Origin of the sequence: Maribacter sp. 1_2014MBL_MicDiv (genome assembly GCF_001865655.1) — a bacterium.
Lineage (GTDB): Bacteria > Bacteroidota > Bacteroidia > Flavobacteriales > Flavobacteriaceae > Maribacter > Maribacter dokdonensis.
Genome location: NZ_CP011318.1, coordinates 2,333,330 through 2,359,751, shown reverse-complemented (window position 1 = coordinate 2,359,751; position 26,422 = coordinate 2,333,330). Strand labels below are relative to the sequence as shown.

Below are 26,422 nucleotides of genomic sequence, written 5' to 3'. Positions count from 1 at the left end.
TGTATCACCTAATACACCTATTGCACTTATGAACGTTATTGATTATCAATATTTTGAAACTTTTATTTTTACGGCAATTTTTGGTGTTTTTGCAATCTATCACATATTACTTTACATAATTCTAAGGTATAAGGCATTACTTTACTACTGTGTTATATTGATAGGCTTAACCGCTCATTTTACGCTCTATTTATTGCTATTCGATGCAGATAAGAGCTTTTCTCTACTAGTTCAAAATACATCGTTGATCACCGCTATGGTTACCACCTTTGGGTTTTTAATCTTTACAAGGAATTATCTTACCATAAACCAGTATAAGACACCAAGGTTAAACAAAACCTATAAATTTCTAATTGTAGCAACAATCGCCTTAACCATTATTCATATTCTTAACATCATTATCGCTGGATACAATACCTTTAGCAAACTTCTAGAATTATTAGCCGCTTTTACCGCATTGGCAACCATGATATTAAATATCATCTCAGGAGTTAAATTATTTCATGCAGAAAAATTCAATAAATACTACCTCTATTCTTACACACCTTATCTTTTAGCCTCGATCTTATACGTAATTACCTGGTTGTTAAGTTATTTTTTCAATATCAAAACTGACTATATATTATTAATCACCTCAATTTTAATAACCTTACAGATCATACTTTTCTCCATATTAATGGGTTTCAAATTCAAATCTATTCAAGATGAAAATAAGAGAATACAGGTAGAGGCCAATAATAGATTAGAATTCGAAGTTGATTTACAAACCAAACAATTACAATTAGCCAAAAAGGAACTTGAAATTCAAAATAAAGAACTTGAAACGGTAAATAAATTAAAAAACAAACTATTCTCCTTGCTTACGCATGATGTAAGAGGACCACTCAACAATGTTAGTACCTTAATTGAATTGATAGAAAATAAATTATCAGATAGTCCATTAAAGGAAATTACATCCAAATTAAAAAGTGATGTCAATGACAGGGTATCAATGATCAACACTTTGTTAGACTGGTCTTATAAACAACTAGAAGGTGTTAGGGTACATAAAGAACAATGTGATTTAAATGCAATTTTCATTACTATCATAAAGGAATTTGAACGGGCTGCACTTGATAAAAATATAAACATAGAACAAGAGGTTTTATGTCCCGTTATTTACATAGACCAGAATATGTTAAAGGTTATGCTACGTAACCTTTTATCAAATGCTATAAAGTTCAGTGAACACGGTCAAAAAATTATGTTATCGTCAAAATGTAACTCCGATACAATTGACATCATCGTTGAAGATTTTGGAACAGGTATGCAAGTAGATTGGTTCAATTCAAAAAACGAACATTGTCCCCAAACCAAAAAAGGCACCAAAGGTGAAGTCGGTACCGGTTTTGGGCTTTTGATTACAAAAGATTTTGCAGAAATGAATGGTGGAAAAATAATATGCGAAAGCGAAATCAACGAAGGCACTAAGTTCACCCTAAGTTTTGAGAATATTTTACCAGATTAAGATACCTTACAAAGCATTGATGTATAGGCTCACCCTACAATACAAAGTAACATAAACCTTCTCAAAAGCTATTGTGGCTTAAAAGAGTACTGTTTTACAAACCAGTTCCAATTATCTTCCTAAAAGAATCATTTTTTTCCTAACTTAAAAATTCTAAAATCAACAACTTACAAATGGAAGAAAACAAATCAAATGACCAATGCGTCACCACTATTATTGTAGCCAACAACGGTCCTTTAAAAGTTAAAGGAAACCTAGAAATACAATTGGCCTCAGGTGAAATTGTAACTAAAGAAGGTACCACAGGTTTTTGTCGTTGTGGCGCATCTGAAAACAAACCGTTTTGCGATGGTGCCCATAGAAAAATAGAATTTATAGGATAATCAAAACAAATCTGCCTAGCCATGGAATTAGCCATACATAATTGGATGCGTGCCGAGACTTTAGAACACACACTCAACAGGATCAACAAATTAGATTACACGCATATAGAAATACAAGGAACCCCAGAGAATTACGACATAAAAAAAGCTCAGTTACTTTTAGACCTCTACGGAATTAAATGTTGGGGATCTGTAACACTTATGTTAGAGCAACGTAATTTACTTGCTAAAGATCCAGCGCAAAGAAAAATGTCTATACAATACGTAAAGGATGTTGCCAAAATGGTATATGAATTGGGCGGTAAAGTCATTTCTTTAGTGCCGGCAACCGTAGGCAAAATTGTCCCCGATGCCAGACCTGAAGAAGAATGGGAATGGGCGGTAGAAGGCATTAAAGAAATTTATAAATATACCGAAGACCACGGTTTACAAATAGGCATTGAGCCCATTAACCGTTTTGAGACCTATTTTATCAACAGGGGCGAACAGGCATTGGCACTTGCAGAAGCTGTTGGTCCTAATTGTGGAGTTTGCCTAGATACATTTCATATGAATTTAGAGGAGGTCAATATGTTTGACACCATTAAAAAAGTAGGCAAGCGTTTGGTAAATTTTCATGTTGCCGATAATAATAGAATGGCACCGGGCATGGGGCACCTCAATTGGACTAAAATCATAAATACATTAAAAGAGATTGAATATGACAAGGTGCTATCAGTAGAATTTTGTTCCCCGTTGGATAGAACACCTGCCAATCCGTATCCGAATTCCATAGAAACAAATCCTAAGGGACTCACTGCAGAACAAAAGAAATTCTTAGAAGACCACGGTAGTTCTGCAGTCACCGATGAGTTTTACACCATGCTGACCAAAAAATCTATAGACACCCTAAAAGAGCTTATTAAATGAAAATCACCAATATAGAAGCGTTTTGGTTACGCTGTCCAATACCCAAAGAAAAGCAACATTTTTCAGATTATGGTCTATTGACAAATTTTGATATGACCTTGGTAGTGGTAACGACCGATACTGGGTTACAAGGTTTTGGCGAAGCAAAGGCAGCTGTAGGTTCTTCCGGGTCTTGTGCCTCTATTGTCAGCTGCATAGAAAACGAACTAAAACCACAATTAATAGGTAAGGATGCCCGAAATATCTCCCGTATTTGGGAACACGTATACAACGGCACACGAGATCATTATTCCCTATCAAGAGGTCGTAAATTTCCCATTTTAGGAAGAAGGGGATTGACCATTTCTGCCATGAGCGGAATAGACACCGCACTGTGGGACATTAAAGGAAAGGCTTTAAAAGCTCCCGTGGTAGAATTGTTGGGTGGTAGCTGTCGCGATAAAATGCCAGCATACGCCAGTGGTGGTTGGGCAAAAGCCGATGCTATTGGCGAACAACTGTTGGGGTATACCCAAAAAGGGTTTAGCGGTGTAAAAATGCGTGTTGGTATAATGGATCAAACTGTAGCCGAAAGTGTAAAAAGAGTTCAAGCAGCACGTGAAGCCTTGCCCGATCACATAAAGTTAATGACCGATGCCCATGGTACTTTTAGCGTACCCGAAGCCAAGCAGTTTACAAAGGGTGTAGAAGACTGCAACTTATATTGGTTTGAAGAACCTATTAGTCCAGATAATAAAATAGGTACAGCGGAAGTTCGCGCAAATACCTTTATACCCATTGCCGCTGGTGAAAGTGAGTACACCGCTTTTGATGTTCGCGATTTAATAGCTGAACGTGCGTTAGATGTGTTACAACCAGATTGCGCCATAATTGGCGGTATTACAGAAGCCATGCGGGTTTCACAATTGGCACATACCTATCAATTGGAATTGGCACCGCATTGTTGGGGATCAGCATTTTCATTTATGGCGGGACTTTCGGTGGCATTCGCTTCCCCTTCTGCCAATGTAATAGAGTTTTCGTTGGGCGGTAACCCTATGATGTATGATTTGGTAGAGGAACAAATTACGGTGGATAATGAAGGTATGCTCAATGCACCCACCAAACCCGGACTCGGTTTAACCCCTAATTGGGATTTTGTAAAGGACTTTAAACAATAAATTATGGCAAAGGCAGTACATATTAATCACGTTGCATTAGTGGTAAGCAACTTAGAAGAAGCTTGTAAATTTTACGAGGAAGAACTCGGTTTGGAAGCCATACCCGCATTCTTGTTTGATTATCCCACGGCATTTTTTAAATTTAACGAGGAGCAACAATTGCATTTAACCGAGTGGGAAGATGCCTATTCGTTTAGAGGTCATATCTGTGTTCAGGTAGATGACATCAATACCTTATTCTTTAGAATGAAAGAGCTCTGTGCCATTGATATAAAACCGTGGGGCAATGTACGTCAACTACCGGACGGCGCCATACAAATGTTTGTTCGTGACCCATCGGGGAATTTGGTAGAACTCTCTTCCGTTCCCGGCGATTATATAGACCCAAAGATTTTTGAAGACGAGTTGTTCAAAGAAGGAATCTATGTATCGGGCAGAAATGATTTCCGTGGATACAAATCCAAAGACGCCACGCTTTACCATAGATCAGATGAATAGAAAAAATATTCTTTTACTGGAAACGGTTGCCGAAGATGCCATGAATATGTTGGAAAATGCTTCGGACATGAATATTTTGACAGGGTTTGATGAAGCATCGCTAAAGCATCAGATAGAAAACAATGCTATTGATGCCATCATTACACGAGGAAAAGGTCAGGTACGTAATTCGTTCATGGAACAGTTGCCCAATTTAAAAGTAATATCTCGTTGTGGTGTTGGTTTGGACAATATTGATGTATCAAGTGCCACAAAACGAGGAATTAAAGTGGTGAACGCCCCTAATTCCAATGCCGACACTATTGCAGAACACACTATTGCCCTGCTATTAATGCTTCAGCGGAATTTGTACAATGCCGTTACCATGGTCAAAGAAAATAGATGGGGAGATCGGGGAACGTATGTTGGCGATGAAACCCATAGCAAAACTTTGGGGATTATCGGTATGGGAAATATTGGAAAAAAAGTAGCACATATCGCCAAGGCTTTAGGCATGAATGTCATTTATTGGAGCTCAAAAAAAGAAGATGTACCCTTCTCATTTGTAGAATTTAAACAGCTTTTAACCACTTCAGACGCAATTAGCTTACATCTGCCCTTGACCTCTAAAACAGAAAAACTAATTGATTCCGCTGCCTTTTCATTAATGAAAACCAATGCGTTGTTGATCAATACCGCCAGAGGAGGAATCATAGATCAAAAGGAGTTGTTCAAGTCCCTGCAAAGTCATAGCATAGCAGGTTTCGCCGCCGATGTTCTGGCAGAAGAACCACCAGTGGAAAATGATCCATTACTTCAATTAAAAAATGTATTGATTACTGCACATTTAGGCAGCTTAACCAAAACCACGTATACTAAAATGTGTACAATGACGGTTCAAAATACCTTGGCAATATTACGTAGTGAAGCTCCAATGGAAAATTGTGTTTTCAATAAAAAAGAATTGGACAACAACTAAAGCATGATTTTATGAGAAACAGTGAGCCTATAATTGTCACTCAGCTTTTTAACACTTCAATGGAGCAGGTATGGGAAGCATTGACACATGTGGAATACATGCGAAAATGGTACTTTGCTGTTATTCCGGACTTTAAGCCAGAAGTTGGTTTCACCACCAGTTTTCTCATTACCAACGAAGGAAGAAATTTTACCCACAACTGGGAAGTGATAGCGGTAACACCGCCATCAAAAATCAGTTATCGTTGGTCATTTGATGAATACCCCGGAGAAAGCATCAGTACTTTTGAGTTGTCCAAAAATGAACTAGGCACCCTTCTTACCCTTACTGGTGAAGTCATTAAAGATTTCCCGACCGATATTCCTGAATTTAAAAAAGAAAGTGACAAAGCGGGTTGGGAATATTTAATTCAGGAAAGTCTAGTCCAATTTCTAAAATCCCATAAATTTTAACAGCGGGCTATCGCCCTTAAATGAGTACCTTAGTTCAAAGAACTAAACTAACTTGAACATGAAAAAAGTACTACTCATTGGGGCATATTTCCTATGCTCCACATTTGCAATTTCACAAACGGTAGAAGATATGGTCAATGCCATAGAGAAAGAAGGCATTGAAAATTCTCAATTAGAACAATTGGCTTACGAATTAATGGACCTCAACGGTCCAAGATTAGTAGGTACGCCAGAAATGAAAAGTGCCCATGATTGGGCGGTAAACACCTACAAAAAATGGGGGATTTCTGCAGAAAACCAGCAATGGGGAACCTGGAAAGGATGGCAAAGAGGTATTACCCATGTAGATATGGTTTCACCTCGTGTAGCATCATTACATGCAACACAATTAGCATGGAACCCAAGTACTAGCTCTAAAGGTGTTATGGCTTCATTAATTACACTGCCAAGTTTTACAGATTCATTGTCCTTTGTAAAATGGCTACCTAACGTAAAAGGAAAAATAGTAATGGTGAGCATGTTGCAACCTACTGGCAGACCAGATGAAAATTGGGAAGAATACGCAACCAAAGCATCTTTTGAAAAAATGAAGAGCGAGCGCGATTCATTGGAGAAAATCTGGAGACAGAATATTAATAATACCGGCTATACCAGTAGAAACATCAATGCAGCATTTGAAAAAGCGGGTGCGGTAGGTATTGCACAATCAAGATGGTCCGAGGGTTTTGGTGCCAATAAAATTTTTAGTGCAGGCACTGAAAAAATTCCTGCTGTTGATATTTCATTAGAAGATTACGGAATGCTATACAGGATGGTAGAGCACGGTGCGGATACCAAAATTAAAATAGTGGCAGAGTCCAAAGACTTAGGCGTTGTACCAACATTTAATACCATAGCCACCATACCCGGCACCGAGTTCCCTGATGAATATGTGATTCTTTCCGCTCATTTTGACTCATGGGACGGCGGTACAGGTGCAACCGATAATGGTACAGGTACCATTACCATGTTAGAAGCAGCACGTATTCTGAAAAAAGTATATCCAAACCCAAAAAGGACTATTCTTGTAGGGCATTGGGGAAGTGAAGAACAAGGTTTAAATGGTTCTAGCTCATTTGTTGAGGATCACCCAGAAATTGTTGCCGGTGTACAAGCATTATTCAACCAAGACAATGGTACGGGCCGTGTGGTTCGTTTATCCGGGCAAGGATTTCTTCATGCATATGATTATTTGGGGCGATGGTTAGAAGCCGTACCGGAAACCTACAAAAACGAAATAGAAACTACATTCCCTGGTTCGCCCGGTCGTGGTGGATCAGATTATGCATCTTTCGTAGCGGCAGGTGCCCCTGCGTTTTCGCTAAGCTCCTTGAGTTGGGATTATTGGAACTATACTTGGCACACCAATTTGGACACCTACGATAAAATTGTTTTTGACGATGTACGCAACAACGCCATATTAACTGCTATTCTTACCTTTATGGCATGCGAAGACCCAGAAAAAACATCTCGTGAAAAAGCTGTTTTGGGCATTAACCCAAGATCAGGCAAAAAAGGAGAATGGCCAACACCAAGAACGCCACAACGTAAAGGCGGACAAGATTAATGGTACCATCTAAAACTGATTTTCAAGCTCAAGGCTATCCGCTGCCTGTAATGCTTTTTTAATAGCAGTACTCCACAGTGCATAGCCTTGCTTGTTCAAATGTAATCCATCAGAAAGGTATAACTCTGGAATAGGCCTATTATCAGTAGTGATCATTTGTGCAAACACATTAATGTATTGGGCATTAAGCTCAGAAATAAAATATTTTGACAGCATTAAATTAGTTTCCATGATCAGCGGGATCAGATGTTCACGCTCTACACTTGGTTTTAAACTTATAAGCGCCAATTCTACATCTGAGTATTTATTCTTGATCAATTCTACCAGCTCCATACACCCAGAAAGAACTTCTTGGGGTGTCTTGCCATCATTTAAATCATTTTCACCGGCATACAACACAATTTTAGACGGATTTGCCTCTACAAATATTTCATCAAAATAATGAATACACCAAGCAAAAGTAGAACCGCCAAAACCCAGGTTAACCACATTGAACGGGCTCAAGTCCCTTTTCATATTCACCCAAAGCCGTACAGATGAACTACCATAAAAGGCAATTAAATTATCTTGGGTAGGCAATTTGGCCACTCGTCTTTTAAGTCGCTTTATTTCATTACACCAAATTGCGGGTGGTTCTTCTAAACTATCGGCACCTGAGCTAGATACGTTCAATTGCTCTGCTCTTTCAATTGCCGCTTGCACATACCCTTTATATTCCTCTTGGTATTGCTCCATAAAAGCATATAGATCTTCATTGCTTTTAGAAGGCACCTTTTCACTCAAAAGAAAAGGTTCTTTAATGGCGCAATAATATAAAGATTTACCAATTCTGTGGTCAAAATTCACCATGACTATAGGAATAATGTATGGTTCCGGCTCTGTATGCATTGCTAGTTTAAAAGCACCCATTTTAAATGGCCCAGGAGATTCCTCAGTTCTATAAGATGTACCTTCTGGGCTTATGATCAGGTTATATTCCTGCTTTAAATGCTTAGAAGCCTCACTATAAAATATGCTTCGCGCCTGTTCCTTTTTATTACTTGTCGTTTGATCAGATTCTTTGGTGTAAACATTGATATAGCCTAGATTATTGTAATAATTTTGATGGCCATACTCCTGTCCTTGCCCAATACGAACAGTTCTAATACCCGGTTCTCCATATTTCTTATACAGTACCATAGCACTTAGAAAATGAGAATCTAAGGTTATTTGAAAATTATTGTTCAAGGTATAATGTGCATCATTGATCAGGTGATTATAAATGAAGATATTCCCTGTTTTATCAGGTAAATTATCCCATCCTTCAATAATATAGGGTACGTTTTTAAAAACCTTCATAGTCAATTCCGCACATACCTTTCTATTCAGCATTACATCATTACTATTCTTTTCCGCAACGTTTTCATACATCTGCTGTAATCCATTAACAAACTCGTGCTCCTTTTGATCTTCTCCCAATAATTCTAAACTCAATGAGGCTATATGACGTTCTAACGCTGTACCGTTTTTTAACAAATTTGCAAGTGCTTCATAAGCAAATTGCTTTGTAGTCATACTCTTTAAAAGATGTGGTACTTGGTGTAACGGCGATGAAAGCAATAAGCGCGATTTGTTGTTCTTGATCAATTGATATACGGCTTGCAAACTATGTTTTCCCAACAAACCAACATATCTAACAAAAGCCGCATTCAGTTGGTTGCCCATGAGCCAAAGCAACCGTTGATAAAATTGACCTTCAAAGGCATCATCTCTCTGAAACAATTTCATGAGATCACATTCCGGTATAAAATAGGCAGATGTCTTTGTATTGGTAATCGCAGAACAAATATCTTTCTCCTTTAAAAGACAAGACCACCCAAAAACAAACCCAGAATTTTTTATAGAGCGTTGTTTAATTTCAATGGTATTTTCAATTCTTTTTATAGTAACCTCGCCATGAATTAGAATAAATAACCCGTTGCTAGAACCGTCTTGCACATACAATACCTCATCTGGTTCATATTCACGCCTTTCCGCCAAGGCGGCCAATGCCATTAAATTTTTCTCCTCAAAAAAATCTAAAAACGGAGAACGTCTCATCAATGAGACTATTTCTTCTTGTTCCGTTACCGGGGAAATAAAAAACTGCCTATCCTCTACAAAAGGCTGAAACCTTGCCGGGCTCAACAATTCCGTTTGTTTCAATAATGCAGTACGCAAAACGTGATATAACTTGGCACCTATGTTTTTCAACAGAACGTTTTGGTGCCCCTTTTTTAAGTATACATCAAGATCGTTAAAAGGAATTTCAAAGAATGAAGCTTTTGCAGACGCCACCGTTGCTTTATAAGTAAAGCGTTTAGGCGTGTTAAATCCGTTTAAACCAATAGTTGAAAACGGTTCTGAATTTTGGCAAACCAAAATATCGCTCTCTGGGCTATCTAAAGAAATATAGTAATTGACGCTTCCTTCAATAAACCATCTAAAAGTGTTTACCTTTTTGTGAATATAACTAATAGCATACCCTTTTTCGTATGTTTTTATTACTCCTTTTGGGAAGTATTCCTTAAGTTTTTCAGTACTTATTTCTTGTCTTAAAAGTCTAGTTTGGTGTGTCATGCGCCTTCTAAATTAACCAGATAAAACCTAAAAAAGAAACCCTACTCACATTAAAATCAATTTATCATTTTAAGAAAATAATATTGGTCAAAACCATAAAAATGGCACCCTTAAAATTAGAATTACCAAATTAAATTTTCCCACTCACTTTTTACAAAGGCTTTTGTTATCTTACCTACTCAACAACTAATTTGACCACACCATGAAAACCATCAAATTTCTATTTGTGCTATTGATGATTGCACCTATGACCTTACAATCTCAACGTAGAAAAAGTAAAATAACCCAACCATCAATTACATTAGAAGACTCTCTTTTTACTGGATTAAAATGGAGAAATATTGGTCCGTTTAGAGGAGGAAGAAGTGTAGCATCTACCGGTGTGGTTGGTCAACCCATGGTGTATTATATGGGAACCGTTGGTGGTGGAATTTGGAAAACCACGGATGATGGAATCACTTGGAAAAATGTTTCGGACGGATTCCTAAAAACGGCAACCGTTGGCGCCATATCTGTATCTGAAAGTAATCCGAATATTGTAATTGCCGGCATGGGCGAACATGCGGCAAGAGGTGTGATGACCTCTATGGGAGATGGTGTTTACAAATCTACCGATGCGGGTAAAACATGGAAACACATAGGGCTAGACAAAACACGCCACATTTCTGATGTCATTATTGACCCTACAGACCCAAACATCATTTTTGTTTCGGCACAAGGTGCACAATATGGAGCTTCTACTGAAAGAGGCATTTATAAATCTACCGATGGCGGTGATACTTGGAAAAATGTTCTTTTCGTTGATAATACTACTGGAGCATCTGGTCTTACAATGGATATGACCAACCCAACCATATTATATGCCGCTATGTGGCAACACAGACGATATCCCTGGACAATGGAATCTGGTGGAAAAAACTCAGGTATCTATAAATCTACCGACAGTGGTGAAACCTGGCAGCAATTAACCGAGGGGTTACCAAAAGAAATGGGGAAAATTGGCATTTCTGTATCTAGGGCCAACCCTGAACGTGTTTTCGCGGTGATCGAGGCGGAAGGAGAAAAAGGCGGAGTATACCGTTCTGATGATGCCGGTAAAAAATGGAAATTGATCAATAAAGACCGTATTAATATTGCCCGTTCTTGGTACTACATGGAAATTTTTGCCGATCCCCTAAATGAAGATATTGTCTATGTGCTAAATGCACCGGTCACAAAATCAATAGATGGTGGTATATCTTTTACACCGTTGCCAACACCACATGGCGATAATCATGATTTATGGATAGACCCTTTGAACAACCAACGCATGATAAACTCTAACGATGGTGGTTCTAACGTTTCCAATAACGGTGGAAAAAGTTGGAGCACACAAGAGAACCAAAATACTGCACAATTCTACAGGGTAATTACAGATAATTTGGTGCCGTACAATGTATATGGCGGGCAACAAGATAATTCTACCGTTGCCATTGCGTCAAGAACAAACGATAACGGAATAGATTGGAAAGATTGGTACGCAGTTGCAGGTGGTGAAAGCGCCTTTTTAGCTTTTGACCCAGACGACCCAAAATTGATTTATGGTGGCACATACCAAGGAAATATTGACAAGTGGAACGCAAGTACCAAAGAGTCAAAACCCATTAAAGAATACCCGGAATTAGGTTTAAGTATATCTCCAGAAAATGCAAAATACCGTTATAATTGGAATGCCCCAATTATTACCTCTCCACATGACAGAAAAACAATTTACCACGGCGGCAATGTAGTTTTCAAATCAACTGACGAAGGTCAAAGCTGGTCAGTTATTAGTCCGGACTTAACACGAAACGAGAAAGACAAACACGGACTTGGCGGCAAACCGTTTACCAATGAAGCCGCAGGCGGTGAAATTTATAACACACTTACCTATTTGACAGAATCTCCACATGAAGAAGGCGTAATTTGGTCCGGTAGTGATGATGGTTTAGTACATGTAACCAAAGATGGGGGTGCTAATTGGTCAAATGTTACTCCCATAGGTGCCAAAGATGGTATTATCAATAGCATTGAAGTATCTCCACATGATCCGGCAACAGCTTACATCGTTTTAATGCGTTATAAGTCGATGGATTTCAAGAATTACATCTACAAAACTACGGACTATGGTACTACTTGGACAAAAATCACCAATGGCATTACCGGTGACAACACCTTTACCAGAGTGGTTCGTGAAGATAAAAAAGTAAAAGGTCTACTATATGCGGGTACCGAAACGGGCTTGTTTGTTTCTTTAGATGATGGCATAAATTGGCAGCCTTTGCAGTTGAATCTACCTTTAACCCCTATTAACGACCTTATTATTCAAGATAATGATTTGGTTGCTGCAACTGCCGGTCGTTCATTCTGGATTTTGGATGATTTAGCTGCTTTACAAAATGCCAGTACACCAAAACAGGCATTGAATATTTTTAAACCCAAAGACACCTATTTATTCATTGGTGGATATAGCGAAAAACCTGTTCCAGGCATAGGAAGCAACCCCAAAAGCGGCGTTACTTTTGATTATTACCTAAACGAAGCACAAGATAGTACTGAGCTAAAATTAGAAGTTTTAAAAGATGGAGATGTAATACGAACGATTACCAATAAAAAAGACAAAAAGTTTAGTTCTTGGCCAGGCGGACCATCAAAACCAGCCGTATTGCCTTCTAAAAAAGGATACAACCGTTTTACTTGGGATTTTAAAAGACACCCACTACCCGCAGTTGACAAAGTATTTGTACTGGGCGGATTAGATGGTTCTATTGTTGGCCCAGGAGATTATCAACTTAGACTTACTTTAGAAAATGAAACAGCAGAAACCTCGGTAAGCATTTTACCTCTCCCTAACATAAAAGCAACCATGGTAGATTACGAAGAGCAACAAAATATGTTGAAAACCATAGAAACTACCGTAATAGAAATACATACTGCAGTGAATGATATGCTATCAGCAAAATCTCAATTAAAACAGTATAATCAATTACTTGAAGACCACACAAAAGCAGAAGCACTTTTAAAACAAGGCGATTCTTTGATCAAACGAATTTCATCTTGGGAAGAAAATCTTATTCAACCCAACCAAAAAACCTTTCAAGATGTTATAAATTTCGAAAATAAACTAAACGCGCAATTATTGAATTTAAGAGGATATATTGACGTAGCAGAACCCAACGTTTCAATGGGCGCAAAAGAAAGATTACAAGATTTACTTGCTATATGGGGCAGTTTTAAAACAGAACATAATGCTATCATCAATACAGAAATGAAGGCATATAATACCCTATTCCAAAGTTTAGAAATCCCTGCAATTATATTACCGCAAGCACAAAATTAAAATTGAGTTGGAAAAACTAATACTAGACCAGACTTTTAAAGGTGAAAATTATACTATTTCCCGTTTGCCACGTGCAGAATATGAAAATTGCATTTTTGAAAGATGCGATTTTTCCAAAGGATACTTGGACAACCAAATCTTTTTGGAGTGCGAGTTTATAGATTGTAACCTAAGTAATGTGAATTTGGTGAACACGACTTTTAAAGAAGTTAAATTTTCACATTGCAAACTTATGGGTTTAGCCTTCCACACATGTAACAGTTTTTTAATGGACTTCTCCTTTTTTGATTGTAATTTGAATTTTTCCATATTTACCGAATTAAAATTAATTGGTCAGGTATTTAAAGCCTGTAACCTTTCAGAAGCAGATTTTAGTGACTGTGATCTAAGTAATTCCAAGTTCGTAGATTGTAATTTAGAACGTACCATCTTTTCAAGAACCAATTTACAAAAGGCAGATTTTAGCACAGCAACCCATTTTAACATAGACCCAGAAAACAACATGGTAAAAGGCGCCATCTTTTCCAGTGACATGCTAGAAGGTCTATTGCATAAGTATAAATTGAAGATATTGAAGTAATTTTAAATTATAAGTATATGTATGAATATCAATTTGTTAAAATAAACCTTGGAGGTATTTTTACCGCAAAGCCCAGCTCAAATTATAAAGAAATTATATCATCTAAAGCAAAGGAAGGGTGGCGATTTGTTCAAATTTTCGCACCAGCGACCTCAGGGTATGGAGCCGCATCTTACTTTGAATTGATTTTTGAAAAAAAGGTAGACTAGCATCGTCATTCATTTTGAACACTCTAACTGTCCAAATCGTAAAGTGAAAGACGCTAATTATTCAATTGCCGAAACCCTCCAAATAACACCACCGTCATCATCATTTACCAAAAGAGATCCATCTGGGGCAACGGTAACTCCAACTGGTCTACCATACACTTCACCAGCTGCTTCATCAGCAATAAAACCAGTTAAAAAGTCAACAGGTTTTTGAGGTTTACCGTTTTGAAAAGGGACGAATACCACCTTATAACCAGCAAATTCCGCTCGGTTCCACGAACCATGTTGACCAACAAATGCTCCATTTTTATACTTCTCAGGAAATTGTGAAGCGTTATAAAATGTAAGCCCTAAAGAAGCGGTGTGGCTACCCAAAGGCACCTCGGGAACTATGGTCATATCTACAAGATTTTGGTGCGGATCATCTTCCCATCTTGGATCATTTATGTCTCCATAATAACTATAAGGCCATCCATACCACCCTCCTTTTTTCACACTGGTTAGGTAATCGGGCACTAAATTATTACCAATCTTATCACGTTCGTTAACAGCCGTCCATAGTTCACCAGTAACCGGGTTCCAATCCATCCCCACCGGATTACGTATACCACTTGCGTATATTATTTCGTCAGACCCATCTGTATTTACCTCTAAAATAGCAGCACGTCTTTCCTCTTTATCCATACCCTGCTCCCCCACATTACTTGCCGATCCAACCGAGATATATAACTTATTTCCTTCCTTATTCGCTATTACATTACGGGTCCAATGGTTATTATAGCCACTTGCAGACAAAACAACTATTTTTTCTCCTTCCCCTTCAAGCTTGTTCTGACCTTCCTTGTAGGCATACCTATAAAGCCCATCTGTATTAGCGATATAGAAATATCCATCTAAAACCAACATCCCTAAATTTTGATTCAGTTGATCTTTAAACACATGTCGTTCATCTATTACACCATCCATGTCGTTATCGCGTAATAATGTAATCCTATCAGCGCTATTTTTCGTGTTAGATTCTGCGACAAAAATGTCATTATTAGGTGCAACATATGTCCACCTTGGATGCTCTAAATCTTGAGCAAATATTGCAACTTCAAAACCTATTGGGGCTTTGGGCAACTTGTTTGATGGCCACGCTATAATTTTACTGTTTTTAGTAACGGATTCAGATGAATATGGAGGTACTAATTCCAAAGGTCCAATAGCGGTTTCCACAACCGATGATCCCGTATTTCGCCATTTTTCTTTTGAATTTTCAGTCAACTGTTTTTTACTACTACAGCTCATTAAAATTGTAGTGGACGCTAGTATATATAGAATTGTTTTCATTGTATAGGTTTACTCTCAAAATTATAGCAACCGTATTAAAAAGTCTACCAAATACACCTGTTTACAAATACTTTAACAGATTTATACATAAAGTTTAAAATATTGATTATTAAGACTCTAAATAAATAAAATTCAATTTTTTAAGATTAACAATATCCATTTTAATTGAGTAAAGAATCATATTAATTTGAACCCAAATTTTAAATAATTAACTTTCTTTCATAATTAAGATTGATGACCAAAGAAATAAAAACAAAAATCATTCAAGTTTGCGATGCTAAAATTGCAGCGAAAGGGGAAAACGTAGGGCTGTCTTTCTATGCCTTTTTTAAAAATAAAAATGACCATCCAGAACTTTTGATGGAAGTTGCCCAATGGTGGATATTAGAAAACAAGTTAGACCATTTTGAGAAGGCGATAAAGATAAGGGATATGATAAAATCTTTAAATTAATCTGTAATGAAAAACAGTTTTTACGTGCTATTTCTACTGTCATTTCTAACTAGTTGCCAGCAACAAAATGTCAACCGTACCGCAGTAGTTAAATCATATTACAGTGCTTTTGATTCAGGAAATTACAACGCTTTAAAAGCAATTACCAATGATAGTGTTACAATAATTTCTGGCGACTTTACAACAAACTATGATAAAGAAGCTTTTTATGAATTCTATAAATGGGATTCCATTTTTAAACCTACTTACAACACTATTGAAATAGAAGAAGAGAACAATACTGTTTTATTTACCGTTGCTCAAAAAAATAAAAGAAACAGTTTTTTACAAAACAACCCTCTAAAATTTAAGGTCAGGGTTTCATTTATCAATGGAAAAATCTCCAAATTAGAAGAACTTGAATATATCAATGTTAATTGGAATGAATGGAACCAGCAAAAAAATGCCTTGGTAGAATGGGTACAACTGAATCACCCAGAATTAGATGGTTTTGTGAATGACATGACCATGAAGGGAGCTATGGATTATTTGAAAGCGATTGAATTGTATGAGAAAAAGGAATTATTGAACTAAGTTACTTTTATTTGAAAACGTGAAATGAACAAAATACATCATACCGCTATCATTTGCTCTAATTTCAAAATTTCCAAGAAATTCTACACCCATGTTTTGGGCTTAGAAATAATTCGTGAGGTGTATCGCCAAGAACGGCAGTCTTATAAATTGGATTTAGCTTTGAACGGAGATTATATTATTGAGTTGTTTTCTTTCCCTAATCCACCAAATAGACCTTCAAGGCCAGAAGCATGTGGTCTACGGCACTTGGCTTTTGAAGTAGATGATTTAGAAAAGATAATTGCCCATTGTAAATCCTACAACGTCATTGCAGAACCTATTAGAATTGATGAGTTCACCAACAAACGATTTACTTTTATTGCAGACCCTGACAACCTTCCTATAGAATTTTACGAAAAGTAAACCTATCCGTTTGTAGACGTTTAATTTGTATATTGTTACAAATACCGAAGTATGAAAATTTTACTATTACTCCTTCTGTCGGCCACTGCTATGGTCCATGCACAGAACACCATATCCTTTGAGCCTGAAATGACAAGTCCTAAAGCCAAATTAAGTCAGATAGAATGGCTGGCAGGTCATTGGAAAGGGGAAGCATTTGGTGGCATTGCTGAAGAAATATGGAGTCCACCTACAGATGGTAGCATGATGTTTTCTTTCCGACTAATTGATAAAGGCGCTGTAAGTTTTTATGAATTCGGACACATTATTGAGGTAGATGATACATTATTATTACAGCTAAAACACTTTGATGGTGATTTGAGCGGTTGGGAACAAAAAGATGAAAGCGTAGATTTTATATTGGTAAAAGTCGAAGAGAATAAATTTTACTTTGACGATTTTACTATTGAACGTATTTCTGATACAGAGATAAACATGTATGTGGAAGTCAGTGAAGAAGAAGGCACATCAAATGAAATAACTTTCAACTATCACAGACAATGAAAAGAGAATGTTTAGAATGCGGTTCAGAAGTTATTGGTAGAATAGATAAGAAATTCTGCAATGATTATTGCCGCAATATATATAATAACAAAGTAAACCCTGCTAGCAAACAGCTTATAAGAAATGTCAATAATAGGCTACGTAAAAATTACCGAGTACTGGATAGTTTTCAATTAAAGGATGGAAAAACCAAAACCACGGGCACACGCTTGATCGATAAAGGCTTTGACTTCAATTATGTTACTAATTTATATACCACCAAAAAAGGTACTACCTATTACTTTCTTTATGATTTAGGATACCTCCCATTGGATAATGACTATTACATGATCGTAAAGCGGGAATAGCAAGCCCCCTAGCCCCCAAAGGGTGAATATTATTGATATAAAAAAGGTTTCCTAATAGGAAACCTTCATGTATTTTAAGCTCCCCTTTGGGGTTGGGGGCTAGCTCTATTTCCAATTATGACCACTTAATTTTAGGGCGGCCACAACAATGTCTTTTCTACTAATTTGCCCTACTAAGATATCATTACGCATTACAGGTAATCTTCTTCTGTTGTGCTGGGCAAAAATACCCGCAGCATCAAAAATGGAGATATCATGCGGAATAGTTTCCACAGTTTTGGTCATAAACTTCTCAACACTTTTATCTAAAATAGGCTGATTGAAATATCTACTTTCAGAAATTTGTTTCATACAATCGGCTTCAGAAATGATACCTACTAGAAAACCGTTGCCGTCTAAAACAGGTCCACCAGAAATGCGATGTTTGGCAAATTTCTCCATAACGTCTAAAATTGAATCATCTGGCGAAAAAGTGATTAACTTAGTGGTCATGTAATCGGCCACAAGAATTGGTGCTTCAAATTCTTTTTTAAATACCTTTCTAACGCCTTGAAAGCTTTTGATTCCCATGATAGTATGTTTAGAGGTTGATTACTAAAGATAATAAATAAAATGAAATTTGCTAATAATTTTCGATGTATGTCAATTAATACTCAAAATTTTAATACATTTTAAAAGAATATCGCAATTATGAAAAAAACACCAACCGTATTAACCCTACTACTTATTATTCTTGCCACTTATTGGAGTTTTAGAGTGCTTTTACCTCAATATACGGAAGGGGAAACCGTTGCTGAGACTCAGTTTTCAACAGACAGAGCCTTAGTACATGTAAAAGAAATGTCTAAAGAACCACATGGTGTTGGTTTTCCTGCACATACCACGGTACGTAATTATATAACAGAGCAACTACGATCGTTAGGGTTAGAAACTACATTACAAGAGGGCTATACGGCCGGGGATTGGGGCAACCTAAGCAAAGCCGAAAATATACTTGCTAGAATTAAAGGCATCGAATCTGGAAAAGCACTTTTGTTATTGAGCCACTATGATAGTAATCCTCATTCATCATTAGGTGCCAGTGATGCTGCAAGTGGAATTGCCACTATCATAGAAGGTATTCGTGCATTTTTAAAAACCAACACACCACCCAAAAACGATATCATAATTTTAATTTCAGATGCCGAAGAATTAGGGCTCAATGGAGCCGACCTTTTTGTTGATAAGCATGAATGGTTAAAAGATGTGGGCCTAGTGCTCAATTTTGAGGCTCGCGGTAGTGGCGGACCAAGCTATATGCTCATGGAAACCAATAGGGGTAACAGCAGGTTAATTTCAGAATTTATAGCCGCTAAACCTGATTACCCCGTAGCAAATTCATTGGCATACAGTATATACAAAATGTTACCTAATGACACTGACCTAACCGTATTTAGGGAAGATGGCGATGTTGAGGGCTTCAATTTTGCGTTTATAGATGATCATTTTGACTATCATACCCAAATTGATAATTATGAAAGACTAGATAGAAATACGCTTGCACACCAAGGTAGTTACTTAATGCCCTTACTAAAGCATTTTAGCAACACTGACCTCACGAATTTGAAAAGTATAGATGACAATGTGTATTTTAACGTTCCCTTTTTTAAGATGGTTTCTTATCCGTTTAGCTGGATCATGCCAATGTTGATACTTGCCATTCTCATTTTTATTTTATTATTGATTTTAGGATTCAAGAAAAAAGTGTTGAATGCCAAAGATGTATTCAAAGGATTTCTCCCTGTACTATTAACCTTGGTTGTCAATGGTATTGTTGGGTATTACAGTTGGCAATTTTTAAAATGGGTGTATCCTGGATATACTGATATTCTTCATGGTTTTACATACAACGGTCATGCCTATATCTTTGCATTCGCCCTATTCTCACTTAGCACTTGCTTCTATGCATATTATAGATTTAGGGTTATCAAGACAGCTAATCTGTTAGTTGCCCCGTTTATTATCTGGATAATTATTTGTGGGTTGGTTGCCTTATATTTAAAAGGAGCCGCCTTTTTTATTGTCCCTTTATATAGTTTTTTGGTCGCATTTTACGTTCATATCAACCAGAAAAATCCGGATCCGTTTTTATTGTTGTTCTTAGGTATACCGGCACTGTTCATATTTGCTCCGTTCGTACAAATGTTTCCTGTTGGCCTAGGGCTTAAAATGATGGTTGCATCTACCCTATTTACTACACTCATCTTCTTTTTGTTACTGCCATTAATATCAAAATACAGAAAAAAGGGTGCTTTGGCATTTTTAAGTTTTCTGTTGTTCGCCGGTTTTATGGTATCGGCCCATATGGATTCTGGGTTTACTAAAGATAGACCTAAACCAACAAGTTTATTGTATGTATTAAATGCAGATGACAATACCGCTATGTGGGCAACCTATGAGCATAAATTATCTGATTGGACCGCACAATACATCATAGATAAGCTTGCCGTACCACCACAAATAAACGAAACCATTAGCAGTAAATATGGAACTGATTTCACCTATACATATGAAGCTCCACTTAAAAACATTCCAAAACCTACTATTGAGGTACAGTTAGACACTGTAATCAACAATGCACGTTCTATACGATTATGCATCACGCCCAATAGACCAATAAATCGTTTGGAAGTTTTCACTAATCCAATTGACATCCTAAAGGCAGATGTGAACGGTATTCAATTGTCTGACCATTTTCTACAAAACAGAAATAGTGGTAGATTGATTACCAACTACATCAGTGATAAAAATTTTACCGATATTAATTTAGAATTTCCGGCAGACTCCCCTTTAGAACTGACATTTTATGAAGCCTCTAATGATTTATTAAACAATGAATTATTCTCTATACCTGAACGTAGAGAAGATCAAATACCAATGCCTTTTGTGTTGAACGATGCAATAGTAACCGTACAAAAAATAAAATTTGGTCAATAAAATAGGAATAATAGGTTGTGGTTGGCTTGGGTTGCCCCTAGCCGAAAGTTTAGTGAACGGCGGATTTGAAATAAGGGGAACTACCACTTCTAAGAACAAAATGGCCGTTTTAGAGGAAAAAGGGATCCAACCATTTCAAATTTCTATTTCCGAGAAGGAAATCAATGGAGATATCCATGCCTTTCTTTCATCCATAGAAGTCCTAATTATAAATATTCCGCCTAAACTACGTGGCAAAGGTCCCAAGGAAAGCTATATTGATAAAATAAAACTATTGTACCTGGCCATTAAAAAGTCTGACGTAAAAAATATCATATTCGCCAGCAGCACCGCTGTGTATGGTGATGCAAAAGGTATCGTAACCGAAGAAACCAAGCCCCTACCTACTACAGCATCTGGCATTCAACTACTGCAGTGTGAAAACCTACTGAAAAACGACAAAGAACTGAATACCGTTATTATTAGATTTGGTGGATTAATAGGTCCTGATAGGCACCCGGTAACGATGCTATCCGGCAGGCAAAATTTGAGTAACGGAGATGCCCCTATCAATTTAATTCACTTGGATGATTGTATCGGTATTATTAAAACGATTATTGAACATAAGCATTTTAACGACGTATTGAATGCCGTTTATCCAGAGCATCCTACTAAAAAAGAATACTATACCCAAGCAGCCATAAAGAGAGGCTTGGAACCACCCACATACCATTCCACCGGCAAAAACCTTAAATTAATTCAATTTTGTAGGATTTTTCTTATTAACAATTATCATTTTCATACCCCGCTAAATTGATCATTTACAACACTAGAATATCCTTTCACAACAAAACCTGAAAATCAGCGTTAATATAATGTTGACTTTCAACTACTTATCGACGTAATACATACCTTTGTTTAACAATATAAAACCATAATGTTATGAAGAAAGATAAATTACGGGAGAGGGTTTTAGTTGAATTAGAGAAGCTCATCTCCCTAAGTTGTAAGAACCCAACAGGTTCTAAAAAATATGAAGATTTGCATGTGGCACTTTTAAAAAAGCATTACAGTGCTACCAATGTAACCATAGACTATCACCGTCATAGAATTCAAATGGAGGTTATAGAAGATGTTAGTCTATATGACCCTAAAACGGTAAATACATATTTACCTACATTCTACACGAATCTATTATTCAACAATTTATGTAATTTTTTGATTTCATGTGTAGAAAAGGACAATAAAAGTATTGGTTTTTACACCCAACTTTTAAACTCTTTCAAAGGTTCAAAAAACCAATTAGAGTTAGCTTAAGAAACCCTATTTGTTGTAAAAAAAAGACGCCATAACAGGCGTCTTTTTTTGTTTGGAACATTTAAACCTTTCCTTAACAAGATCATACAGAATAATTTAATAGTTTAGCGCACTTTAAAAGAATCAGATAAATGAAAAAATCAGTTTTAATATTAGTAGCGGCCATTTTACTATCGGGCAGCTATGGATATGCACAGACCAAATCAGAATTACTTAAACATTACGAAGCATTTTATGATCAAATGAGGTTGCAAGGTGATGTAGATGGTGTAATTAATGCACTAACTCACCTAAACGTGCTATCACCATCAAAAGAAAGAAATGATACCCTAGCCTATATTTATGCCAATGACAACCAACATTTACAGGCATTGAATATTATAGGGATTGAAAAACTGGATTCAGATTCCAACTTGGCCATACAGGTAAAAGCGGTTTCTTTAAAAGCTTTGAACCAACCAAAAAGGGCGTTAGAGCAATTTGAAGCATTATATGCCAGAGAGCCAAATGCCTACCTTGCTTATGAACTAGCAGACCTTAAGGTACAAACAGGAGATAATGTAGGCGCAATGAAACATGTTGAATATGGTATTGCAAATGCCAAAGACGATATGAAATATGCATTTTATGAGCGTCAGCAACCATACGAAGTACCTTTAAAAGCCGCCTTTATTCATGTAAAGGCACTTATACAGTACAATATGGACAAAACTAATATTGACCAAGCTATAGCTACTTTGGACGAAGCTTTGGCCATTGACCCCAATTTTAATTTGGCCAGCTTAAGCAAGCAAGCATTGACTTCGCGAAAAGAAGCACCTACTGAGAAAAAATAATGTCACTTAAGTTTAAAAAAAAGGCGAATCACTTGATTCGCCTTTTTTTATTAATTTGTTTTTAGCTTTTCTAAAAGAGTATTGTCCGTTTCTTTTTTCAGCTCTACCAACTCATCTATCAAATCATTAGGTACCGCAATAGACAGCACATAATGTGCTACCTTCCATTGTCCATCTATCTTTTTCAATACTCCCGATCCACGGCAAATTTTCATTTGTGTATCTAAAAGCTCATCGAACCATGCAAAATCGGCTTCATTATTTATATAAATATTACGCTCAACCGCAGTAAAATTCCATGCTTTTCCTTTATCAAAATAAGGTTTAGAAAAACTCATAAACGCATCTCTTTGCCAATTCTCGGTAGCATCGGTACCTATAAATACAGCATCATTCGTCATTAAATCAAAATAGGCGTCAAAGTCTGCAGAACCGGCCGCTGCATGCCAGCTGTTCAAAGTTTCGGTTATTTCTGCTTTCTCATTATTCTGTGAAAACACAAATGAGCAGAACAGAAATATAAATAGGCTAATTTTCTTCATTCTTAAGTAGTTCTTCTGGCAACGTATTGTTGACCACAACGTTAAATTGATTTCTAAGATCATTATAGGCCTTTATCATCTGAATCATAGATTCCGTAGGATTTTGTCTATACTCCAAATCGCCCTTGGTTTTTAAAACAAAGGTCTTGAACAGTTTCTGCCTACCCTTAATTTGTTGGATATTGAATTTTTCAGGGTATTCGCTTTCTTCTAGTTTTTTTTGATTTTCTATAATCTCATCGATCACAAGTTCAAAATCTTCTATGTAATCAGAAGAATACATTTTATCAAAACTTTTATCCAAGGCGTTATATTCCAACCAATCTTTTAAAATAGCATGGGCTTTGGTATCTAAGCCAATTTTTACGGGCAGGCTGTCTTTTGTAGACTGCCAAAGAGATTCATGTACAACCGTGGTTTCCTTTGCTTCCTCTTTGCAAGAGGCAACTAGGACTATGAGTGATAAAAAAAAGATAATTTTGGACATAAGCGAATGTACAAATTTTAAGAAAAGGTATCTTTATCTCAAATTCATTTAACGAAAAATTTAATGCCGAAATATATTTTGATTATTGGGGCCTGTGGTCAAATTGGAACAGAACTAACCTTAACCCTTAGGGAGAAATATGGTAGTGAGTATGTAATTGCCAGTGATATTAGGGAAGGTAATGAAGATTTAATGGGATCTGGACCATTTGAAATATTAGATGCCACTAATTATGACGCGCTTGAAGAGGTCATTGCCTATTACGAAATTTCTGAAGTGTATTTAATGGCCGCTATGCTTAGTGCAACGGCAGAGAAATTTCCGATGCGTGCATGGAATTTGAACATGAATACCCTTTTCAATGTATTGAATTTGGCAAAGGAGAAAAAAATAGATAAAATCTTTTGGCCGTCTAGTATCGCCGTTTTTGGTCCGAATACACCAAAAGACGATACTCCGCAAAATACCATAATGGAGCCAAGCACGGTTTATGGTATTAGTAAGCAAAGCGGTGAACGATGGTGCGAGTATTATTTCAAAAAATTTGACGTAGATGTAAGAAGCATTAGATACCCAGGTCTTATTAGCTGGAAAACCATGCCAGGTGGCGGAACAACTGATTATGCCGTGGAAATATACCATAAAGCACTTTCAGAAGGCGCATACACCTGTTTCTTGGAAGAAGACACTAAATTACCTATGATGTTCATGGACGATGCCATACGTGCCACATTACAGATCATGGAAGCCCCATCTGAGAACATCAAGGAGCGTTCTGCCTATAATTTGGCAGCAATGAGCTTTACGCCCAAAGAAATGGCCGAAAATATAAAAGCTGTGATCCCTGAATTTGAAATGGCCTATGAACCGGATTTTAGGCAAGAAATTGCCAACTCTTGGCCAAGTAGTATTGATGATAGCAGTGCCCAAAAAGATTGGAATTGGAAGGCAGAATTTGACCTTGAAAAAACTTCTGAAACAATGTTAGAAAATTTGAAGAACAGGGTTTAGCCTGTTCTTCAAATGAATATTTAGTTAATAAACTTCAATCGCTTTTCAATTGCCATGATCATGGCATTGGCGATATCTTTACCTGTAGCATTTTCAATACCCTCTAAACCTGGTGATGAGTTAACTTCCAATAGTAACGGTCCTTTGTTAGATCGTATGATATCTACGCCCGCAACGGCAAGGTTCAATACTTTAGCGGCTTTTAAAGCCAACTTCTTTTCATCAGCCGTAATCTTAACGATTGATGCCGTACCACCTTGGTGAATATTTGCCCTGAACTCCCCCTTTTGGGCTTGGCGCTGCATACTGGCCACTACTCTGCCGTTCACCACAAAACAACGGATATCTTGTCCATTTGCCTCTTTAATAAACTCTTGTACCAATATGTTCGTGTTAACACTCTTAAAGGCATTGATTACACTTTCAGCGGCCTTATTGGTTTCGGCAAGAACAACACCCTTACCTTGCGTACTTTCCAAAAGTTTAATGATCAATGGTGCACCGTTGACCATTTTGATTAAGTCTTTGGTATCCATAGGTGATTTTGCAAAACCGGTGATAGGAATATGGATATCATAGTTTGAGAACAACTGTGATGCGAACAATTTATCTCTAGATTGTGTAATAGCCTCTGCCGAATTCTGACAGTATACACCAAGATTGTTAAACTGACGGATCAATGCGCAACCGTAAAATGTTACGGATGGCTTTATTCTTGGTATTACCGCATCATAGTCTTTAAGTATGATACCACCACGATATCTTATTTCGGGAGAATGGGCATCAAGCTTCATATAGGCTTGCTCAACATTTAAGAAATGTATTTCATGACCCCTTGCCTCTGCGGCTTCCATGATTCTCTTATTACTGTACAAATTTGGATTACTGGCCAAAAGTGCAATCTTTAGTCCTGATTTTTCTTTAAAATAAGGAGCGTAAAACTTATTGACCTCTTGATCTTCAAACAATCCTAATTGATAGTTTACCGCAGGGTTTACAATAAAGCGCTCATTTAAAGCCTCTCTACCTAAAAGCATACGGAACTCCATAGTATCTCTATTGGCCAAGGTCAGTTCAATATCAAATGTAGCATCACCTAAGGTAACCGGTGTTTTTATCACCAGACGTTCTTCTGATATACCCGATGAACTTTTAACCATACGACGGGCAATCAACCTTGCTTGGCATTCAATGGCAATACTACGGTTTTCTTGAAGCGGACTAACCTCAAATTTTACCCATTCCTGACCTCCTTTTGATACTATTTTTAAATTAGTAGCTTGTATGGAAGATGTTTTTGCCCCAGAGTCTACCCTGGCTTTAATTGCCGGTATACCCAGGTCATTGAACACACACCACTCTTCACTACCTATTATTTTTAAATTATCCAATTCTGTTTGTTT

General features: G+C 37.0%; 27 protein-coding genes. 21 read left to right on the top strand and 6 right to left on the bottom strand.

The window, feature by feature from the left end; genetic code table 11:
* Positions 1 to 28: 28 nt before the first annotated feature.
* From YQ22_RS09920 to YQ22_RS09885, 8 genes are all read left to right on the top strand, one after another.
* Positions 29 to 1,507 carry a sensor histidine kinase gene (locus YQ22_RS09920; protein ID WP_071341069.1) on the top strand — a complete coding sequence of 493 codons (1,479 nt, stop codon included), beginning with the start codon at positions 29 to 31 and terminating at the stop codon, positions 1,505 to 1,507.
* A 173-nt stretch (positions 1,508 to 1,680) separates the two neighbouring features.
* Entirely contained in the window at positions 1,681 to 1,890 is a 210-nt protein-coding gene (locus tag YQ22_RS09915; protein ID WP_058104158.1) for a CDGSH iron-sulfur domain-containing protein, read from the top strand.
* 21 nt (positions 1,891 to 1,911) lie between these two features.
* A complete protein-coding gene (locus YQ22_RS09910; RefSeq protein WP_071341068.1) occupies positions 1,912 to 2,799 on the top strand; it encodes a sugar phosphate isomerase/epimerase family protein in 888 nt (295 codons plus the stop codon).
* Positions 2,796 to 3,959 carry a mandelate racemase/muconate lactonizing enzyme family protein gene (locus tag YQ22_RS09905; RefSeq protein WP_071341067.1) on the top strand — a complete coding sequence of 388 codons (1,164 nt, stop codon included), beginning with the start codon at positions 2,796 to 2,798 and terminating at the stop codon, positions 3,957 to 3,959. The genes YQ22_RS09910 and YQ22_RS09905 overlap by 4 nt, the downstream gene beginning before the upstream one ends.
* 3 nt (positions 3,960 to 3,962) lie before the next feature.
* Positions 3,963 to 4,457, top strand: a complete 495-nt coding sequence (locus YQ22_RS09900; protein WP_071341066.1) for a VOC family protein — start codon at positions 3,963 to 3,965, stop codon at positions 4,455 to 4,457.
* Positions 4,450 to 5,415, top strand: a complete 966-nt coding sequence (locus YQ22_RS09895; RefSeq protein WP_071341065.1) for a 2-hydroxyacid dehydrogenase — start codon at positions 4,450 to 4,452, stop codon at positions 5,413 to 5,415. Before YQ22_RS09900 ends, YQ22_RS09895 begins: the two co-directional genes overlap by 8 nt.
* 11 nt (positions 5,416 to 5,426) lie before the next feature.
* A complete protein-coding gene (locus YQ22_RS09890) occupies positions 5,427 to 5,867 on the top strand; it encodes an SRPBCC family protein (protein WP_071341064.1) in 441 nt (146 codons plus the stop codon).
* A gap of 58 nt (positions 5,868 to 5,925) precedes the next feature.
* Positions 5,926 to 7,473: a M20/M25/M40 family metallo-hydrolase gene (locus YQ22_RS09885; RefSeq protein WP_071341063.1), complete on the top strand. Its 1,548-nt coding sequence runs from the start codon at positions 5,926 to 5,928 to the stop codon at positions 7,471 to 7,473.
* Between the two features lie 9 nt (positions 7,474 to 7,482).
* On the opposite strand, the gene YQ22_RS09880 is transcribed toward YQ22_RS09885, so the two are convergent.
* Positions 7,483 to 10,071, bottom strand: coding sequence for a cyclic nucleotide-binding domain-containing protein (locus YQ22_RS09880; protein ID WP_071341062.1), 2,589 nt, complete (start codon positions 10,069 to 10,071; stop codon positions 7,483 to 7,485).
* Positions 10,072 to 10,273: 202 nt separating this feature from the next.
* Here YQ22_RS09880 and YQ22_RS09875 point away from each other — a divergent pair, with 202 nt between their 5' ends.
* Genes YQ22_RS09875 through YQ22_RS09865 form a run of 3 tightly spaced genes read left to right on the top strand, consistent with a single transcriptional unit; the run spans position 10,274 to position 14,218 of the window.
* Positions 10,274 to 13,429, top strand: a complete 3,156-nt coding sequence (locus tag YQ22_RS09875) for a WD40/YVTN/BNR-like repeat-containing protein (RefSeq protein WP_071341061.1) — start codon at positions 10,274 to 10,276, stop codon at positions 13,427 to 13,429.
* Between the two features lie 7 nt (positions 13,430 to 13,436).
* Positions 13,437 to 14,009: a pentapeptide repeat-containing protein gene (locus YQ22_RS09870; RefSeq protein ID WP_083414227.1), complete on the top strand. Its 573-nt coding sequence runs from the start codon at positions 13,437 to 13,439 to the stop codon at positions 14,007 to 14,009.
* Positions 14,010 to 14,026: 17 nt separating this feature from the next.
* Positions 14,027 to 14,218 carry a DUF4177 domain-containing protein gene (locus YQ22_RS09865; protein ID WP_071341059.1) on the top strand — a complete coding sequence of 64 codons (192 nt, stop codon included), beginning with the start codon at positions 14,027 to 14,029 and terminating at the stop codon, positions 14,216 to 14,218.
* 57 nt (positions 14,219 to 14,275) lie between these two features.
* Here the strand turns inward: YQ22_RS09865 and YQ22_RS09860 are convergent, their stop codons facing one another.
* Complete coding sequence (locus YQ22_RS09860; RefSeq protein ID WP_071341058.1) at positions 14,276 to 15,550, bottom strand: PQQ-dependent sugar dehydrogenase; 1,275 nt, start codon at positions 15,548 to 15,550, stop codon at positions 14,276 to 14,278.
* A 234-nt stretch (positions 15,551 to 15,784) separates the two neighbouring features.
* Here YQ22_RS09860 and YQ22_RS09855 point away from each other — a divergent pair, with 234 nt between their 5' ends.
* The 5 genes from YQ22_RS09855 to YQ22_RS09835 are packed head-to-tail and all read left to right on the top strand — an operon-like array spanning position 15,785 to position 17,871.
* Positions 15,785 to 16,003, top strand: coding sequence for a DUF6500 family protein (locus YQ22_RS09855; protein ID WP_058104170.1), 219 nt, complete (start codon positions 15,785 to 15,787; stop codon positions 16,001 to 16,003).
* 6 nt (positions 16,004 to 16,009) lie between these two features.
* Complete coding sequence (locus YQ22_RS09850) at positions 16,010 to 16,576, top strand: hypothetical protein (RefSeq protein ID WP_071341057.1); 567 nt, start codon at positions 16,010 to 16,012, stop codon at positions 16,574 to 16,576.
* Positions 16,577 to 16,600: 24 nt separating this feature from the next.
* Positions 16,601 to 16,981: an SMU1112c/YaeR family gloxylase I-like metalloprotein gene (gene gloA2 / locus YQ22_RS09845; RefSeq protein ID WP_071341056.1), complete on the top strand. Its 381-nt coding sequence runs from the start codon at positions 16,601 to 16,603 to the stop codon at positions 16,979 to 16,981.
* Positions 16,982 to 17,032: 51 nt separating this feature from the next.
* Entirely contained in the window at positions 17,033 to 17,524 is a 492-nt protein-coding gene (locus YQ22_RS09840; protein ID WP_071341055.1) for a DUF6265 family protein, read from the top strand.
* On the top strand, positions 17,521 to 17,871 hold the full coding sequence (locus tag YQ22_RS09835; protein WP_071341054.1) for a hypothetical protein: 351 nt from the start codon (positions 17,521 to 17,523) through the stop codon (positions 17,869 to 17,871). The genes YQ22_RS09840 and YQ22_RS09835 overlap by 4 nt, the downstream gene beginning before the upstream one ends.
* Before the next feature lie 105 nt (positions 17,872 to 17,976).
* On the opposite strand, the gene YQ22_RS09830 is transcribed toward YQ22_RS09835, so the two are convergent.
* Entirely contained in the window at positions 17,977 to 18,441 is a 465-nt protein-coding gene (locus YQ22_RS09830) for a CBS domain-containing protein (RefSeq protein WP_058104175.1), read from the bottom strand.
* Between the two features lie 120 nt (positions 18,442 to 18,561).
* On the opposite strand from YQ22_RS09830, the gene YQ22_RS09825 reads away from it, so the two are divergent.
* The 4 genes from YQ22_RS09825 (at position 18,562) to YQ22_RS09810 (ending at position 22,979) form a co-directional block, all read left to right on the top strand.
* Entirely contained in the window at positions 18,562 to 20,847 is a 2,286-nt protein-coding gene (locus YQ22_RS09825) for a M28 family peptidase (RefSeq protein WP_071341053.1), read from the top strand.
* On the top strand, positions 20,837 to 21,643 hold the full coding sequence (locus YQ22_RS09820) for an SDR family oxidoreductase (RefSeq protein ID WP_071341052.1): 807 nt from the start codon (positions 20,837 to 20,839) through the stop codon (positions 21,641 to 21,643). Before YQ22_RS09825 ends, YQ22_RS09820 begins: the two co-directional genes overlap by 11 nt.
* A 125-nt stretch (positions 21,644 to 21,768) precedes the next feature.
* Entirely contained in the window at positions 21,769 to 22,143 is a 375-nt protein-coding gene (locus YQ22_RS09815; RefSeq protein WP_058104178.1) for a hypothetical protein, read from the top strand.
* A 131-nt stretch (positions 22,144 to 22,274) separates the two neighbouring features.
* The gene (locus YQ22_RS09810; RefSeq protein ID WP_058104179.1) at positions 22,275 to 22,979 is read left to right on the top strand and encodes a hypothetical protein; all 705 of its coding nucleotides are present in this window, start codon (positions 22,275 to 22,277) and stop codon (positions 22,977 to 22,979) included.
* A gap of 50 nt (positions 22,980 to 23,029) precedes the next feature.
* Here the strand turns inward: YQ22_RS09810 and YQ22_RS09805 are convergent, their stop codons facing one another.
* Both YQ22_RS09805 and YQ22_RS09800 read right to left on the bottom strand, forming a co-directional pair.
* Positions 23,030 to 23,521 carry a nuclear transport factor 2 family protein gene (locus YQ22_RS09805; RefSeq protein ID WP_071341051.1) on the bottom strand — a complete coding sequence of 164 codons (492 nt, stop codon included), beginning with the start codon at positions 23,519 to 23,521 and terminating at the stop codon, positions 23,030 to 23,032.
* Positions 23,508 to 24,008 carry a hypothetical protein gene (locus YQ22_RS09800; RefSeq protein WP_058104181.1) on the bottom strand — a complete coding sequence of 167 codons (501 nt, stop codon included), beginning with the start codon at positions 24,006 to 24,008 and terminating at the stop codon, positions 23,508 to 23,510. Before YQ22_RS09800 ends, YQ22_RS09805 begins: the two co-directional genes overlap by 14 nt.
* A 63-nt stretch (positions 24,009 to 24,071) precedes the next feature.
* On the opposite strand from YQ22_RS09800, the gene YQ22_RS09795 reads away from it, so the two are divergent.
* The gene (locus tag YQ22_RS09795) at positions 24,072 to 25,019 is read left to right on the top strand and encodes an NAD-dependent epimerase/dehydratase family protein (protein ID WP_071341050.1); all 948 of its coding nucleotides are present in this window, start codon (positions 24,072 to 24,074) and stop codon (positions 25,017 to 25,019) included.
* Between the two features lie 20 nt (positions 25,020 to 25,039).
* Here the strand turns inward: YQ22_RS09795 and rimK are convergent, their stop codons facing one another.
* Complete coding sequence (rimK, locus tag YQ22_RS09790; RefSeq protein ID WP_071341049.1) at positions 25,040 to 26,410, bottom strand: 30S ribosomal protein S6--L-glutamate ligase; 1,371 nt, start codon at positions 26,408 to 26,410, stop codon at positions 25,040 to 25,042.
* Positions 26,411 to 26,422 lie beyond the last annotated feature (12 nt).